This window comes from Ewingella americana, from assembly GCF_006438725.1.
GTDB classification, from domain to species: domain Bacteria; phylum Pseudomonadota; class Gammaproteobacteria; order Enterobacterales; family Enterobacteriaceae; genus Ewingella; species Ewingella americana_A.
Window position 1 is genome coordinate 298,140 of sequence record NZ_RCZD01000003.1, and the last position, 16,580, is coordinate 314,719.

Consider the following 16,580-nt stretch of genomic DNA (forward strand, 5'->3'; position numbering starts at 1 on the left):
TATTATTTCTGTGATTTTAATCACTTAAATGTCACACAAAAAGTAAGTGCTAGGCGACAGGCCGCTGCGGGCGTAAAATAAAGGCTGAAATAACCCCCTTTTAATGACAAAAATGGCCGACCTGCGATCGCGATGGTCAGTGCCGGGAGAACATAATGTCTGACGTAACTTTATCTTCGAAATCCACCAAGCCATTGCATTCCATTAATAAATGCGGCGCTGAAGAGACCGCAGCCTGCTGCTGCGTAGATGTCGGTACCATCATGGATAACACCGATTGCACAGCCTCTTACAGCCACGTATTTGCAACTGAAGCGCAGGCCAATGCGATGTTGAACAGCCTGACCGAAAAAGCCCGCAGCGTGGAATCAGAACCTTGTGTGATTGAAAGCCGTATGGAGAAAGTTGAGGGGGGTGTCGAGCTGAACATTGACTTCACGTTCTCCTGCCAGGCTGAGACCATGATATTTCAGTTAGCATTAAGGTAATTCATCTTTTCTGGATAACAGAATATTGAATTGATAAGAAACCGTGGCCCTTACAGGTCGCGGTTTTTTTTTGCTGTTGCTCTCACTTCGTCACGTTAGGCTTTGCCAAATGTAAACATATGGTTAAAACTAAACTATCAGGTCAGACCTCTTAATCCGGAGCCACTATGAACAAGGTTATCCCGCTGGTGACACGCGAAGGCGATCGCATTGCGATCGTAGACGGATTGCGTACACCTTTCGCCAAACAAGCGACGGCCTATCACGGCATTCCCGCGGTGGATTTAGGCAAGATGGTAGTGAGCGAGCTGTTGGCTAAAAGCGGTATCGACCCGAAAATCATCGACCAACTGGTATTTGGACAGGTGGTGCAGATGCCGGAAGCGCCAAACATCGCCCGCGAAATTGTGCTGGGGACCGGCATGAGTGTCTCGACCGACGCCTACAGCGTGTCACGTGCCTGCGCGACCAGCTTTCAGGCGGTGGCAAATGTAGCGGAAAGTATTATCAGCGGCACCATCAGCATAGGCATTGCCGGGGGGGCGGACTCCTCATCGGTATTGCCGATTGGCGTCAGTAAACGTCTGGCCCGCGTGCTGGTGGACGTCAACAAAGCCCGCACGCTGTCACAACGTCTGGCGCTGTTTAGTAAACTCAAATTTCGGGATCTGTTACCGGTACCCCCTGCGGTGGCGGAATACTCAACCGGGTTGCGAATGGGGGACACTGCTGAACAGATGGCGAAATCCCACGGCATTACCCGCCTGCAACAGGATGAACTGGCACACCGGTCACACTCCCTGGCCGCGCAGGCCTGGGAAAACGGCTACCTTAATGCGCAGGTGATGACGGCTCAGGTTCCGCCATACCGCGACGTGCTGCAAAAAGACAATAACGTCCGTATGAACTCCGAACTGTCCCAGTATGCCAAGCTGCGTCCGGCTTTTGACCGTCGCCACGGCACAGTGACAGCAGCCACCAGTACGCCGCTGACCGACGGGGCTGCCGCCGTGTTGATGATGAGTGAATCCCGTGCGCGGGAATTGGGCCTCAGACCTCTCGGTTACCTGAAAAGCTTTGCTTTTGCCGCCATCGATGTTTGGGAAGATATGTTGCTCGGCCCTGCGTATGCCACACCGCTGGCTCTTGATCGGGCGGGGCTTACGCTTGACGATCTGGACTTAATTGATATGCACGAGGCTTTCGCTGCTCAAACACTGGCTAACATCAAAATGTTTGCCAGTGATACTTTTGCCCGTGAAAAACTCGGGCGTGCGCAAGCCATCGGTGAAATCGACTGGGATAAGTTCAATGTGCTGGGCGGTTCGCTGGCTTACGGACACCCCTTTGCCGCCACGGGCGCACGCATGATAACGCAGACATTGCATGAACTTCGCCGGCGTGGCGGGCGGTTCGGGTTAACCACCGCCTGTGCGGCGGGTGGATTGGGCGCAGCCATGATCCTGGAGGCAGCAGAATGAATGACGAGATGATTGGCGTTGAAACAGCACCCGCTTCAGCCTTTACGCTGGCGTTTACCGACCAGCATGTCGGCATCATTACCATCGACGTTCCCGGTGAAAAGGTAAACACCTTAAAAGCTGAATTCGTTGAGCAAATCTGTGCCGTTTTGCAAAAAGCCCAACAATACCCACAACTGAAAGGGCTGGTGCTTATTTCCGGCAAACCGGACTCTTTTATTGCCGGTGCTGATATCACTATGATTGCCGGTTGCAAAACGGCAGAAGAGGCGAGCAGCCTGGCGAAGAAAGGCCAGTCGGTCATGTCCCATATTTCGGCAATGTCCGTTCCCGTGGTGGCCGCTATTCACGGCGCATGCCTGGGAGGCGGGCTGGAACTGGCATTGGCCTGCCATGCGCGCATCTGTTCTCTGGATGATAAAACGCAGCTCGGCTTACCGGAAGTACAACTCGGTTTGCTGCCCGGTTCTGGTGGCACACAGCGGCTGCCGCGTCTGATTGGTGCGCCGAAAGCCCTGGACATGATGCTCACGGGCCGCAGTATTCGCGCCAAACAGGCGCAGAGAATGGGCCTGGTCGACGACGCTGTTCCGCAGGCCATCCTGCTGCAAACGGCCCTTGAACGTGTCGCGCAGGGGCGAAAGGCCCGCGCGCCCTTGCCGTGGCAGGCGCGTCTGGTCGGTGGGCCTCTCGGAAAAGCGCTACTGTTCCACTTTGTGCGTAAGCAGATCCGTGCAAAAACACAGGGTAACTATCCGGCTACCGAAAAAATTATCGACGTCGTGAGAAACGGTTTGGACCATGGACGCGCCAGTGGGTATCAGGCTGAAGCGCAGGCGTTTGGCGAACTGGTCATAACGCCACAATCGGCGGCACTGCGGGGGCTGTTTTTCGCCTCCACCGCCCTGAAAAAAGAGCGCGGTGCCGGGGCTGAACCGCTGTCGTTGAAGCGCATTGGTATTCTGGGCGGCGGCCTGATGGGCGGGGGAATCGCTAACGTTACTGCCACCCGTGCCGGTCTGGCGGTGCGGATAAAAGACATTAATCATGAAGGCATCCGCCACGCGCTGAAGTACAGCTGGGACCTGCTTGAAAAACGGGTACGCGCAGGGAGGCTAACGCGCACCGAGCAGCAGCGGCAGATGATGCTGATCTCCGGCACGACCGACTACAGTGGTTTCGAGCGTGTGGATTTGGTGATTGAGGCTGTCTTTGAGGATTTATCACTGAAACAGCAGATGGTGGCCGAGATTGAACATTATGCCTCGCCGCAGACTATTTTTGCGTCAAATACCTCTTCTCTGCCTATTCACGCTATTGCTGCCAACGCAACCAGACCTGAGCAAGTGATCGGGCTGCACTTTTTCAGCCCGGTCGATAAGATGCCGTTGGTCGAGGTGATCCCCCATGCTGGAACCAGCGAACAGACGATCTCCACGACTGTGGCACTGGCTAAAAAACAGGGAAAAACGGCGATTGTGGTGGGTGACAGTGCCGGGTTCTATGTAAACCGTATTCTTGCGCCATACATTAACGAAGCAACGCGCTGTTTACTCGAAGGTGAACCGATTGCACATATCGACAACGCATTGGTGAATTTTGGCTTCCCGGTGGGGCCACTACAGTTGCTGGATGAAGTGGGGATCGACGTCGGCACTAAAATCATTCCTGTGCTGGTTGATGCTCTCGGGCCGCGTTTCGCCGCGCCTCCGGCACTGGATGCGATATTGAAGGACGACCGCAAAGGACGCAAAAATGGCAAAGGATTCTACCTGTATGCGCAGCAAGGCCGGCAGGCGAAGAAAAAGCAGGCCGACCCGGCGATTTATCGCTTACTCAACGTGACACCAAAACAGCAGCAAGAGGGAGAACATATCGCCCGACGCTGTGTGATGATCATGCTCAACGAAGCCGTTCGCTGCCTGGATGAAAATGTGCTGCGCAATGCACGCGATGGCGACATCGGCGCAGTGTTTGGGATTGGTTTCCCACCCTTCCTCGGCGGGCCTTTCCGATACATCGACCAGTTGGGGGCTGCCGAGGTAGTGAAAACCTTGCAGGGCCTGCAACAGCACTATGGCGAGCATTTTGCGCCCTGTGCCGGGCTGGTCAGACGCGCGCAGGAAGGTCAGCGTTTTTACGATTAATCATCACACTGGGCATAAAAGCTCATCATCCTGTGACCCGTATCACGGTGTGAGGGGCTTTTTCGCGGGAGGCTGGAACATAAAATGCTTTTCAGCATAATGCATCGATGCTGAATGTGTTTTATTACCGCGACAGACGCCTGGCGTACAATGGCAAGCGTTTGAAAAATAATCATTCTGCTTAATAATTAAGCAAAGTGGTTTACAAGCGGTATCGGTTGATGTAAAAAACAGCGTTTTCTTTACGAGAACTTTCAGGCAAAATGCCCGCCCGCCATTAAAGAGACGGCGCGTTAGGTGGCTGTAGTACATGCGGTTGCCCTGCAAGCTTTTCCAGGAAAGCATAGGGCAGAGGGTGATACAGCACGCGAGGCGTTTCTGTATAGCGCTATTTTTGTTAACAAAAGCGGTGCAATATGCAAGTTGTAATTATGCGTCACGGCGAGGCTGCTCTTGAAGCAGCCAGCGATTCGGCAAGACCACTGACCGAATGCGGATGTGACGAAACAGTACATATGGCGGCGTGGCTAAATGCTCGTCAGGTCAATATTCAGCGTGTTCTGGTCAGCCCGTATTTACGTGCGCAGCAAACGCTGGAGAAATTACGTCAGACGCTGACCTTACCGGCTGAGAGTGAAGTTCTGAAAGAACTGACGCCGGGGGGGGATCCTGCTGCGGTTGCACAGGAACTTCAGGCGCTGGCGCTGGAAGGTATCACTACCGTGATGGTGGTGTCGCACTTGCCGCTGGTTGGCTACCTGGTGGCAGAATTATGCCCGGGAGTCTGCCCGCCGATGTTTGCGACCTCTGCCATGGCTAGCGTTGAGTTTGATGCACAAACAGGTAAAGGCACGTTTGACTGGCAGTTCAGCCCTTGTCAGGTGATGGCTAAGGTCTGATGGTAAACAGGTTTCCGGCTTACATGATTGAATGACGGACCGGTCGCCCAAAAGGAAAGGCACAGCTCGCTGTGCCTTTTTGCTGTCTGTTGTTTGGGGTTATTGTAGTTTGTCATCCAGCTCAATTAACACCAGCAGCGCGGCGGTTCCGCCCAGCACTTTGGGGGCCTGATGAAAAGCCAGCACATCGGGGTGCTGTGCCAACCAAAGCGGTGTTTGTTGTTTAAGAATATGTTTGCCATGCCCGTGCATTACGCAGGCGCAGTGCACATGTTCGCGGCGGCAGGCGGCAATGAGCGCCCCCAGTTCCTGTTTGGCTTCCCGTTGGGTCAGGCCGTGTAAATCGAGAAACAACTCCGGCGAATAATCACCACGACGCAGTTTCTTCAATTCAAAATGGCTGACGTCAGGCCTGAGATGGCGAACAGGCCCCTCTTCCTGCAGCATCGGCTGAAATTCATCAGAAAAATAATAACTGGCGTCCACCTGCTCCTGAAGCAGCTTTTTGGGGGATATTGCCGTCACCTTTTTACGCAGTGGCCGGTGGGTAATGGTGTCATTTTGCAGGCGTTTTGTGCCAGGCACGGCTTCGCGAAAGAGGGTCTTTTCCTCCGGGCTAAGCGCATGTTTTTTCTTCATGGATTCGTCATCATTCTTAGGTCATTTCAACAGTGTACCTGCGCATGTCACTTGGTATAAAGGAAACTCGGACTTAAATTCTCCAGGACATCTCGCAAGAACGGCCTATAGCTGCTGATTTGTGGCGGGCTTCATGGCAAACTATGCGCCAAACGATGCACTGTAAACCCATGGTTAAGCGCTTGTTAAATGACTGCGTGCCGTCAGGAGAGAAAATTGGACAAAATATTCGTTGATGAAGCCGTCGGTGAGCTTCACACCATCCAGGATATGATTCGCTGGACCGTCAGCCGCCTGAACGCTGCGAATGTGTATTACGGCCATGGGACAGACAACCCGTGGGATGAAGCCGTACAACTGGTATTGCCAAGCGTGTTTTTACCGCTGGATATCCCCGAAGACATGCACTCTGCTCGCCTGACCTCCAGCGAGCGCCATCGTATTGTTGAACGTGTGATCCGCCGCGTCAATGAGCGTGTTCCGGTCGCCTATTTGACCAACAAAGCCTGGTTTTGCGGCATGGAGTTCTATGTTGATGAGCGCGTGCTGGTCCCTCGTTCGCCAATTGCAGAGCTTATCAACAACCGCTTCTCCGGCATTCTGCACGACAAACCACAGCACATTCTCGATATGTGTACCGGTAGCGGCTGTATTGCTATCGCCTGTGCTTATGCCTACCCGGAAACTGAAGTCGACGCGGTGGATATCTCCGCTGACGCCCTGGCGGTTGCTGAACAAAACATCGAAGCGCATGGCATTGAACATTGGGTTACGCCAATCCGCTCCGATCTGTTCCGTGAACTGCCACCGTTACAGTACGACCTGATTGTGACCAACCCACCGTATGTTGATGAAGATGACATGTCAGATTTGCCGCAGGAGTATCGCCACGAACCCGAACTGGGTCTGGCTTCCGGCAGTGACGGCCTGAAACTGACGCGCCGAATTCTGTCTTGCGCCCCTGACTACCTGACCGATAACGGCGTGCTGATTTGTGAAGTAGGTAACAGCATGGTACATCTGATGGATCAATATCCTGATATTCCGTTCACCTGGCTGGAATTTGAAAACGGCGGTGACGGCGTATTCATGCTGACTAAACAGCAACTGCTTGATTGTGCAGAGCACTTTAAAATGTTCCGTGACTGATCAGGACATCACTTAACCATTAATTCAACATGTAAGGAGCCGTGATGGCAGGGAACAGTATTGGGCAGTTTTTCCGCGTCACTACCTTTGGCGAATCCCATGGCGTAGCCCTGGGTTGTATCATTGACGGCGTGCCGCCGGGCATTCCGCTGACCGAAGCTGATTTACAACATGATCTCGACAGACGCCGCCCGGGCACGTCGCGCTACACCACGCAGCGTCGCGAAGCCGATGAGGTGAAAATCCTCTCTGGCGTCTTTGAAGGGGTGACTACCGGCACCAGTATCGGTCTGATAATTCAGAATACCGATCAGCGTTCTCAGGATTACAGCGCGATCAAAGACGTGTTCCGTCCGGGTCATGCTGATTACACCTATGAGCAGAAATATGGCGTGCGTGACTATCGCGGCGGCGGTCGTTCTTCCGCCCGTGAAACGGCCATGCGTGTGGCGGCCGGTGCGGTGGCTAAGAAATATCTGGCGCAGAAGTTTGGTGTGAAAGTGCGCGGCTATCTGGCTCAGATTGGCGATGTCAGCTGCGAGCTGAAAGACTGGGACCTGGTGGAAACCAACCCGTTCTTCTGCCCGGATGAATCCAAGCTGGAAGCGCTCGATGAACTGATGCGTGAGTTGAAAAAAGCCGGTGACTCTGTGGGGGCTAAAATCACAGTGATTGCTGAAAACGTTCCAACGGGTTTGGGCGAACCGGTCTTCGACCGTCTGGATGCCGACATCGCCCATGCGCTGATGAGCATCAATGCGGTGAAAGGCGTGGAGATTGGCGACGGCTTTGCCGTGGTTAACAAGCGTGGCAGCGAAAACCGCGATGAAATCACTCCTCAGGGCTTCGAAAGTAACCATGCGGGTGGCATTCTCGGTGGTATCAGCAGCGGTCAGCCGGTGATTGCTCACCTTGCGCTGAAACCGACGTCGAGCATTACTGTGCCAGGACGTACCATCAATCGCGAAGGCGAGCAGGTGGAAATGATCACCAAAGGTCGCCATGACCCTTGCGTGGGTATCCGCGCCGTCCCTATTGCTGAAGCGATGATGGCGATTGTTCTGATGGATCATTTATTGCGTCAGCGTGCGCAAAACGGTGATGTGCACTCAGATGTTCCACGCTGGTAAATCCCCGATGAAATCTGCACTGATAACTGTCAACGTGCTCAAAAATACCTGTGCTGGTTTACTGGCGCTGGTACTTTGTGCGCCTGCCATGGCCGTGACGCCGTGGCAGAAAATCACTCAACCGATTCCCGGTTCACCGCAGGCGATTGGCGGCTTTGCCAACGGCTGCCAGATCGGGTCACATCCGTTACCGCTTAACTCACCGGACTATCAGGTGATGCGTACCGATCAGCGGCGCTACTTCGGTCAGCCCGATCTGCTGGCTTTTATCAAGCGTCTGGGTCTGCAGGCCAATGATAAAGGCCTCGGCACGATGCTGATTGGCGATATGGCGATGCCAGCCGGTGGGCGTTTCAGCAGCGGTCATGCCAGCCACCAGTCTGGTCTGGATGTGGATATCTGGCTGCAACTGCCGCGTCAGCGTTGGAGCGAGCAGATGTTGCTCAAACCTCAGCCCATTGATCTGGTGAATACCGACGGTAAGACGGTCAATCAACGCCAATGGCAACCACGTATCGAAACGCTGATCAAGCTTGCCGCACAGGACAGCGACGTCACGCGTATTTTCGTCAATGCAGCTATCAAACAACAGCTTTGTGCTGATGCAGGCAGTGACCGTGAGTGGTTGCACAAAGTCCGCCCGTGGTTTGGTCACCGCGCGCACATGCATGTGCGTCTGCGCTGTCCGGCGGGCAGTCTTGAATGTCTGGATCAGGCTCCACCTCCGCCGGGCGATGGCTGCGGTGCTGAGCTGCAAAGCTGGTTCCTGCCGCCTAAACCGGGTAGCGGAACGTCAGTGAAAAAAGAGCCACCACCGTTACCGAAAACCTGTCAGGCACTGCTGGATAAGCACGTTCTTTAATAACGCGCCAATAACGCTTCGCCACGTATAGCGAGACTGAAAGAAAAATGGATTGGTTGATTGTTGCCCCTTGGGTTGTAGGCGTTCTGTTTTTAGTGGCTGTACTGGCAGGATTTATTGACTCTATCGCAGGTGGCGGCGGTCTTATCAGCCTGCCTGCGCTGCTGGCGGCCGGGGTCTCTCCGGCACAAGCCATCGCCACCAACAAGCTTTCAGCCGTGGGCGGCTCTTTTTCAGCCAGTCTCTATTTTGTACGCCGTGGGGTGGTGGATCTTAATGATCAAAAGCTAAATATTGGCTGTACATTCGTCGGTGCGGTGCTGGGGGCAATTTTAATCCAGCGCTTGCAGGCTGACATGCTGCGACAAGTGTTACCACTGTTGATCATATGTATCGGGCTTTACTTTCTGCTCACACCAAAACTGGGTGAAAATGACCGTCAGCGCCGTCTGTCGGCCTTACCTTATGCGCTGGTGGGCGGCGGTTGTGTCGGCTTTTACGATGGTTTTTTCGGCCCTGGGGCCGGTTCCTTCTATGCGCTGGGTTTTGTGACGCTTTGCGGATTTAATCTGGCGAAAGCCACCGCGCACGCTAAGGTGCTGAATTTCACCTCCAACTTTGGCGGTTTGTTGTTCTTTATGCTCGGTGGGAAAGTCGTGTGGGGACTGGGTTTCGTGATGATGGCAGGGCAGTTTCTCGGCGCGAGAATGGGTGCCCGCATGGTACTCAGCAAAGGGCAGAAAATGATCCGCCCGATGGTGGTGATTGTCTCGGTCGTCATGAGCTGTAAGCTTATCTATGATAACCATGGCGCTGAAATCCACCACTGGATCATCCTGCATACTTGACGCTGCCGCGGCCCCGAATCACTGACTTATGTCAGCTCATCGGGATCCACTCTCTTGCCGCCTTGCTGCAACGCCAATTATTTGGGGTGATTGATCTGGTAAATATTATCAGTCTCTGACTTGCCTAAAGTCATAAAAGCCATTGTTAAAACAGGTTTATATTGTCGCCCCTGAATTTACTTACTGAGTTTCACTGCCACTATGTCAGATTCGACCGCAACACATAATTATCATCAATTGATCGAGATTTTTGATTCCTGTTTCTTTGAGGAATTCAACGTGCGCCTGGTGAAAGGCGACGATGAACCTATTTATTTGCCGGCCGATGAGCAGGAAAACTTCAATCGCATCGTGTTCGCTCACGGCTATTACGCCAGCGGTATGCATGAGATTTCACACTGGTGTGTGGCAGGTGCTGAACGGCACAAGCTGGTCGATTTCGGTTACTGGTATTGCCCGGATGGGCGTGATGCACAGACGCAAAGCGAATTCGAAAAAGTTGAAATTAAACCTCAGTCCTATGAGTGGCTGTTTTGCGCCGCTGCGGGGTTCAACTTTAACGTCAGCTGTGACAATCTGAGCGGCGACTGCGAGCCGGATCGAGTGGGTTTCCAGAACAAAGTCCGTGAAGAAGTGTTAAAAATGTTGCACGAAGGTATCCCGCCACGTCCGGCACGCTTTATAAAAGCGTTACAATCGTTTTACAATACCGCTCCACTGACGGTTGAGGATTTCCCTGCACTCCAGCCGCTTGAATGAATTTCAGAATATCGAAGAGTAGAGGATGATTGATGATCGCAGAATTTGAAACGCGGATTTTGACGCTGATCGACGACATGGTTGAAAGCGCCAGCGACGACGAGTTGTTTGCCAGTGGCTATCTGCGAGGCCATTTGACCGTGGCGGTAGCCGATGCTGAAGAGCAGGGCGAGCACAGCGCCGAAGGTCTGAAAGCCCTGGTCCAGCAAGGTTTGGATAAAGCGATTCAGGCCGGTGAACTTTCACCACGCGACCAGGTTCTGGTTCTGGGTATGTGGGAGACGCTGTATCAGGCTTCACTGCCGGAAGAAAAATAGCCGCATGACTTTCTTTTGAAAACATTATTCTATTCTTGAAAACAAAGGGCCTTGCGGCCCTTTGTCATTTCAGATTTCTTCCTGAATCACCGGTTTGCCTTTAATCAGTTTACGGATCCACATGCGGTTCGGGTTAAGGGCTGCCAGCGTCTCGCTGTCGGCAGGCATAGGTTCTCCTGCAATCTGCGCCGCCAGCACTTCGGCGGCCAGCGGGGCAGAGCTCAGCCCGCGTGAACCCAATGCGCCAAGCAGGAAAAGATTGCGATGACAGGGGGCATCGGCGACCGGCTGATTGCGTTTCACGGCGATATCCAGCTTTTTATACTCGGCCAGCATGGCAGCATAATTTGCCACGGCACCCACCATTGGCAGATGATCTCGGGTAGCGCAGCGCACGCCGTTACGGGCTTCACCTGCACTGACATCCACTTCTTTTGGCCACTCCACGGCGGGCAGGCAGTCAATCAGCCGCTGGCGGTTTTGCTGCTGGTCGTCTTCGCGATATTCCGTGCACTTATCTGCGCGGTGATAACTGGCGCCGATACAGTGATGCTGATTGAGTGGATTTTCAGGCGTCATATAACCATCGTAGCACAACACCTGTTTGAGTTTTTGCAGGGTTGGTGTGGTGGGAATATGCGAAACCTGACCGCTGACAGCGTAAACCGGTAACATCGCGCTTTGCGTGAAATCGGTGATATCCGCACCGTTTGCCAGAACCACGCTGTCATGTTGGGCCGTTTTTCCGTCAGTAAAATCCATCTGCCAGCGCTCTGTTTCGAGCCACTGCAATGATTTGACCCGCTCATTAAAGTGCACGGTTAATCCCTGTTTTTCTGCCAGAGAAATCAATTCGGCGGTCAGTTGCGCCGGACACAGCCACCCGCCGAGCGGATATTGTATCCCGCCGTTACCACACTCCAGGCCAACCGCCGCCGTCAGCGCTTGCTGAGACAGCCCGGTTGCCAACGCCGACGGCCAGTCACCTTCCAGGATCTTATCGATTTTCCCCTGACTTTTTTCATCATAGGCAAGCTGGCTGACACCGCACCATTGATGATCAAACGGCACCCCCTGAGCGGCAATCGCCTGATACTGGCGACGGGCGAAGGTGAATGCATGGGCAAAGAAGCGTTCGAGTACGTCATTGCGGCCATTAAGCAGTGGATACACGGCACCCTGGCGATTGCCCGAGGCACCTCTGGCCGGCTGCTCGTCGGCACAATAAAGTGTGACGACATAATTCCGCCGTAACAGCGCCAGCGCTAATACAGCACTCGCGACACCACCGCCAATAATGCCGATGTCTGTGGTTTTTTCAGCTGCGGGGCGCCGGTACCAGGGCGCAGGATGTGGCACATCCTGCGGATTATTCATCACACCGCTGAGCATGTGTTTTTTCTCACCGAACCCTTTCACTTTCCTGACGTCAAAACCTGCGTCCAGCAAACCGCGACGGACAAAGCCCGCCACCGTGAAGGTCGCCAGTGTGCCAGTGGCTCGCGATAGCCGGGCCATATTGGAAAATACGTCGGCCGTCCACATATCCGGGTTTTTCGAGGGAGCAAAGCCGTCCAAAAACCAGGCGTCAATCTGCTGATTCATATTGCTGTCACAGGCCGGAAGCAGGGTAGTCACATCACCAAACCACAGGTCGAGCGTCACCCGTCCGCCGTCAAGCAGCAGACGATGACAGCCGGAAAACGGCAGCGGCCACTGATCGGTCAGTTGAGCTGCATACCCGGCCAGTTCCGGCCAGCGCGCGAGGGCTGCGGTCAGGTCAACGGATGACAGCGGAAATTTTTCGAAGCTGATGAAATGCAGGCGTTTCAGGGGCGCGTCAGGCGTCTGCTGGCGGAAGGCATCGAAGGCTTGCCACAGGGTTAGAAAGTTTAAACCGGTGCCAAATCCTGTTTCTGCAACCACACATACGGGGCGAGGATGTTCGGTAAAGCGCTCGGGAAAACCGTTGCCATTGAGGAAAACATGGCGTGTTTCCAGCAAGCCGTTTTGATTGGAAAAGTAGACGTCATCAAAATGTCGGGAAACAGGTGTACCCTGTTCGTTCCAACTCAATTCTGCGGGCTGGATAGGGGAATGGCTCACGTGAAACTCTCTCAGTTCAAGGCGATGCCGAAGTTTAACGGCGTGTTTGACCTCGCGCAAATTTACTGCGATTTACACAAGGAATTGCTGATCGGACTTGTTCGGCGTACAACTGTACGCTAGAGTGCGTGACGAAATCCCGAATAGTTAGTTAATAGTACAAGAGGTATTAAATGAAACGTGCAGTCATTACTGGCCTGGGTATTATCTCGAGCATCGGTAACAATAAGCAGGAAGTTCTGACCTCTCTGCAGGAAGGTCGCTCAGGGATCACCTTCTCGCAAGAGCTGAAAGATGCCGGAATGCGTAGTCACGTCTGGGGTGATGTGAAGTTAGACACTACAGGGCTTATCGACCGCAAGATTGTGCGTTTCATGAGCGATGCTTCCATCTACGCTTATCTCTCTATGCAACAGGCGATTGAAGACTCCGGTCTGACTCCAGAGATGGTTTCCAACGACCGTACCGGCCTGATTGCCGGTTCCGGTGGCGGCTCTCCGCGTAACCAGGTTGCTGGTTCAGACGGCATGCGTGCCAAAGGTCTGAAAGGCGTTGGCCCTTACATGGTGACCAAAGCAATGGCGTCTGGCGTGTCTGCCTGTCTGGCAACCCCGTTCAAAATTCGTGGTGTTAACTATTCCATCAGTTCTGCCTGCGCGACCTCTGCTCACTGCATCGGTAACGCGGTAGAAATGATCCAACTGGGCAAGCAGGATGTCGTATTTGCTGGCGGCGGCGAAGAGCTGTGCTGGGAAATGGCCTGTGAATTTGATGCTATGGGCGCACTGTCTACCCGTTACAATGAAACGCCTGAAAAAGCATCCCGTACTTATGATCAGCAACGTGACGGTTTCGTCATCGCTGGCGGTGGCGGTATGGTTGTGGTTGAAGAGCTGGAACACGCTCTGGCTCGTGGTGCGCATATCTACGCTGAAATCGTGGGCTACGGTGCAACGTCTGACGGTGCTGACATGGTGGCTCCATCCGGTGAAGGTGCAGTCCGCTGTATGAGAATGGCCATGAACGGCGTGGATACACCGATCGATTACGTTAACGTCCACGGGACTTCTACCCCGGTAGGTGACGTGAAAGAGCTGGGTGCCATCCGTGAAGTGTTTGGCGACAAAACACCAGCCCTGTCTTCTACCAAAGCAATGACCGGCCACTCTCTGGGTGCCGCCGGTGTGCAGGAAGCGATTTACACCCTGCTGATGGCCGAATACGGCTTTATCGCACCCAGTATCAACATCGAAAATCTCGATGAGAAAGCAGAAGGGATGGATATCATCACCAAACCGACACAGCGCGAGCTGACGACCGTGATGTCCAACAGCTTCGGCTTCGGTGGCACCAACGCCACGCTGGTCATGCGTAAGCTGAAAAACGACAAGTAATTCGCGTCGCTCAGTGTGAAAAAAAACCCGCTTTTGGCGGGTTTTTTATATTTGTGATTTGTAGTTTCTGTCATATTTCAACGATTCAGGTACAATTTAGCCACTTTTCATTCCCATTTTGTTGACATGATGTTCTCACTGCGACAAATCAATCATCGGCATCTTCGTTTCCCTGCATGGCTTGGGATAGCGGCGATTTTGATGTTGTTTATTGCACCAGTGGTTTCTAAATCTCTGGTGGGGGAGGGTGCACATCATAAGATGATGCCCGGTATGGTGATGTCCGATATGGACATGCCAAACGGGGACATGGCTGGCATGGAAATGTCTGACCATGATGCTTCAATGGCGCATTGTCAGCAGCAAACGTGTAAATCCACAGTTCATGACATCGCCAACAGCATCATAACGGGTGGCATGATCGATGCCGCCTGTGATTATTGTGTGTTGTTGGTGCATCTACCGATGCTGGATTTACAGACCATGCCGATGCTGTGGTCGCTGGACTTCTCCGGCCGTGCGCCCCCATTGTCTTTAATAAAACGCTTTATACCTTCGCTGTTTTTCACGGATGCCCAACCCCGCGCGCCACCTGTTTTTTGATCTTTTTATTTTCCTCACTTTAAAACATCGTCATAACGGCGCTTAACCGGCGTGGCCGTTATGCATCTGCTATTGGAAAATTCAGGAAATTTGATTGATGAGCCAGCCTGCTGCTGCACACAAAATGACAGTAAAAGTCGCATCTATCGCGTTGCTTAAGCGCCTCCATTTTTATATTGGCCTGTTTGTCGGCCCGTTTATCTTCATCGCCGCACTGACCGGTACGTTGTATGTCCTCACCCCGCAGTTTGAAAATTATCTGTACGCGGATGCGCTGTTCACTACGTCAAAAGGCGAAGCACAGCCGTTGTCCCGCCAGATTGATGCTGCGGTAAAAGTGACAGGCAATGACCAGCCCATTTATGCTGTCCGACCCGCACCCACAGAAGGTGACACCACGCGGGTGATGTTCTCCAATCCTCAGTTAGGCGCTTCCAAAAGCCGTGCGATATTTGTCGACCCTCTCACGCTGGCGGTGAAAGGAGATATAACGGTTTACGGCACCAGCGGTATTTTGCCCTTCCGCACCTGGCTGGATGATTTACACCGTGGCTTGCTGTTAGGTGACCCGGGGCGTATTTACAGTGAACTGGCGGCGTCATGGCTCTGGGTGGCGGCGCTTGGCGGCATGATGCTCTGGCTGACTGGTCGGCGCAAAGCCCGTGCACCACGTAAACTGAGTGCAAAAGTTGAAAAACAGCAGCGTAGTCGTTACTGGCATAGCACCCTTGGGCTGTTGCTGATGGCCGGGCTACTGTTTTTCTCCGCAACGGGCCTGACATGGTCGCAATGGGCTGGCGATAATATCAGTCTGTTGCGTGCCAATATGGGGTGGCTGACACCGGCGGTGAAGACGAATTTAGATCCTGAACTTGTGCCGACACCCGCGGGCGAGCACGCCGAACATCATGCCACGATGCCTGATATGCCTGATATGGAGACCTCTTCCCATTCAATGCCAGCAACACCAAGAGTGCTGACGCTGACGACGCATACTTTCGATGCAGTGGTGCAGGCGGCGAGAGAGTCAGGTATTCAGGCGAATAAGATTGAAATCCGCCCCGCCTATAAGGCTGATAAAGCCTGGACAGTCACTGAAGTGGATCGCAGTTGGCCAACACAGGTCGATGCCGTTTCGGTGGATCCTGTGTCTTTGCAGATCGTCGATCACGTCCGTTTTGCCGATTTTCCGCTGCTCGCCAAGCTCACCCGCTGGGGCGTCGATGCTCACATGGGGATCTTGTTTGGCCTGTGGAATCAGGTGATTCTGGCAGTGTTTGGGCTCGGGCTGTGTCTGATGATCGCCTGGGGATATCGGTTGTGGTGGCTGCGCAGAACCGTGAATCACGACGGCATAAATCCGGCGAACACATTGTGGCAGACGTGGAAATTAGTCCCTTTTAGCCTCCAATGTCCGGTGGCATTGATAGCATTGGGGCTCGCGTTTTCGCTGCCAGTAATGGGCATCAGCCTGATGATTTTCCTGCTGATTGATATTGTGCGCTGGAGACGAAATAAACCCGTATTACCTGCATCTTCTTCACTCTGCTAATTATTATCTCTTTAACGTTAGATTAAGCAGCGCAAACAAAATTACGCTGCTTAATCTGATGGTCATTCCGCTGAATAGCACTGTCTGAGATCCTCTTATCATACTGATAAATAGACTGATTATATTTTTTATGATTCGCCATTTATTTAAATTATCTCGCTATTTATTCCGTCTTTCAGAAAATTCTACTAGGCTTATCCAAGCAC

At 53.2% G+C, this 16,580-nt stretch carries 15 protein-coding genes; 13 read left to right on the forward strand and 2 right to left on the reverse strand.

Going from position 1 to position 16,580, the window contains the following annotated elements; genetic code table 11:
* The first annotated feature begins 155 nt into the window (after window positions 1–155).
* The 4 genes from EAH77_RS07260 to sixA all read left to right on the forward strand — a co-directional run bounded on the left by EAH77_RS07260 (window position 156) and on the right by sixA (window position 5,015).
* Window positions 156–488, forward strand: coding sequence for a YfcZ/YiiS family protein (locus EAH77_RS07260; RefSeq protein ID WP_140471179.1), 333 nt, complete (start codon window positions 156–158; stop codon window positions 486–488).
* A 167-nt stretch (window positions 489–655) separates the two neighbouring features.
* Window positions 656–1,969 (forward strand): acetyl-CoA C-acyltransferase FadI, encoded by a 1,314-nt coding sequence (gene fadI / locus EAH77_RS07265; RefSeq protein WP_140471181.1) that lies wholly within the window; start codon window positions 656–658, stop codon window positions 1,967–1,969.
* The gene (gene fadJ, locus EAH77_RS07270; RefSeq protein WP_140471183.1) at window positions 1,966–4,116 is read left to right on the forward strand and encodes a fatty acid oxidation complex subunit alpha FadJ; all 2,151 of its coding nucleotides are present in this window, start codon (window positions 1,966–1,968) and stop codon (window positions 4,114–4,116) included. Before fadI ends, fadJ begins: the two co-directional genes overlap by 4 nt.
* A 416-nt stretch (window positions 4,117–4,532) precedes the next feature.
* Window positions 4,533–5,015 (forward strand): phosphohistidine phosphatase SixA, encoded by a 483-nt coding sequence (gene sixA, locus EAH77_RS07275; RefSeq protein ID WP_140471185.1) that lies wholly within the window; start codon window positions 4,533–4,535, stop codon window positions 5,013–5,015.
* 99 nt (window positions 5,016–5,114) lie between these two features.
* On the opposite strand, the gene smrB is transcribed toward sixA, so the two are convergent.
* Window positions 5,115–5,654, reverse strand: coding sequence for an endonuclease SmrB (gene smrB / locus EAH77_RS07280; protein WP_140471187.1), 540 nt, complete (start codon window positions 5,652–5,654; stop codon window positions 5,115–5,117).
* Between the two features lie 216 nt (window positions 5,655–5,870).
* On the opposite strand from smrB, the gene prmB reads away from it, so the two are divergent.
* The 6 genes from prmB to EAH77_RS07310 all read left to right on the forward strand — a co-directional run bounded on the left by prmB (window position 5,871) and on the right by EAH77_RS07310 (window position 10,719).
* Window positions 5,871–6,803 (forward strand): 50S ribosomal protein L3 N(5)-glutamine methyltransferase, encoded by a 933-nt coding sequence (gene prmB, locus EAH77_RS07285; protein ID WP_140471189.1) that lies wholly within the window; start codon window positions 5,871–5,873, stop codon window positions 6,801–6,803.
* Between the two features lie 44 nt (window positions 6,804–6,847).
* Complete coding sequence (gene aroC, locus EAH77_RS07290) at window positions 6,848–7,933, forward strand: chorismate synthase (protein WP_140471191.1); 1,086 nt, start codon at window positions 6,848–6,850, stop codon at window positions 7,931–7,933.
* Between the two features lie 7 nt (window positions 7,934–7,940).
* Window positions 7,941–8,795, forward strand: coding sequence for a penicillin-insensitive murein endopeptidase (mepA, locus tag EAH77_RS07295; protein ID WP_140471193.1), 855 nt, complete (start codon window positions 7,941–7,943; stop codon window positions 8,793–8,795).
* A 47-nt stretch (window positions 8,796–8,842) separates the two neighbouring features.
* The gene (locus EAH77_RS07300) at window positions 8,843–9,643 is read left to right on the forward strand and encodes a sulfite exporter TauE/SafE family protein (protein WP_140471195.1); all 801 of its coding nucleotides are present in this window, start codon (window positions 8,843–8,845) and stop codon (window positions 9,641–9,643) included.
* Window positions 9,644–9,844: 201 nt separating this feature from the next.
* On the forward strand, window positions 9,845–10,402 hold the full coding sequence (locus EAH77_RS07305) for an elongation factor P hydroxylase (RefSeq protein ID WP_140471197.1): 558 nt from the start codon (window positions 9,845–9,847) through the stop codon (window positions 10,400–10,402).
* A 32-nt stretch (window positions 10,403–10,434) separates the two neighbouring features.
* Window positions 10,435–10,719, forward strand: coding sequence for a YfcL family protein (locus tag EAH77_RS07310; RefSeq protein WP_140471199.1), 285 nt, complete (start codon window positions 10,435–10,437; stop codon window positions 10,717–10,719).
* A 69-nt stretch (window positions 10,720–10,788) separates the two neighbouring features.
* Here EAH77_RS07310 and mnmC read toward each other — a convergent pair whose 3' ends face one another.
* Complete coding sequence (mnmC, locus tag EAH77_RS07315) at window positions 10,789–12,825, reverse strand: bifunctional tRNA (5-methylaminomethyl-2-thiouridine)(34)-methyltransferase MnmD/FAD-dependent 5-carboxymethylaminomethyl-2-thiouridine(34) oxidoreductase MnmC (protein ID WP_140471201.1); 2,037 nt, start codon at window positions 12,823–12,825, stop codon at window positions 10,789–10,791.
* Between the two features lie 173 nt (window positions 12,826–12,998).
* On the opposite strand from mnmC, the gene fabB reads away from it, so the two are divergent.
* The 3 genes from fabB (at window position 12,999) to EAH77_RS07330 (ending at window position 16,374) form a co-directional block, all read left to right on the forward strand.
* Complete coding sequence (gene fabB / locus EAH77_RS07320; protein ID WP_140471203.1) at window positions 12,999–14,219, forward strand: beta-ketoacyl-ACP synthase I; 1,221 nt, start codon at window positions 12,999–13,001, stop codon at window positions 14,217–14,219.
* A 201-nt stretch (window positions 14,220–14,420) separates the two neighbouring features.
* Window positions 14,421–14,822: a DUF2946 domain-containing protein gene (locus tag EAH77_RS07325; RefSeq protein WP_241673413.1), complete on the forward strand. Its 402-nt coding sequence runs from the start codon at window positions 14,421–14,423 to the stop codon at window positions 14,820–14,822.
* A 97-nt stretch (window positions 14,823–14,919) separates the two neighbouring features.
* Window positions 14,920–16,374, forward strand: a complete 1,455-nt coding sequence (locus tag EAH77_RS07330; RefSeq protein ID WP_140471205.1) for a PepSY-associated TM helix domain-containing protein — start codon at window positions 14,920–14,922, stop codon at window positions 16,372–16,374.
* Window positions 16,375–16,580 lie beyond the last annotated feature (206 nt).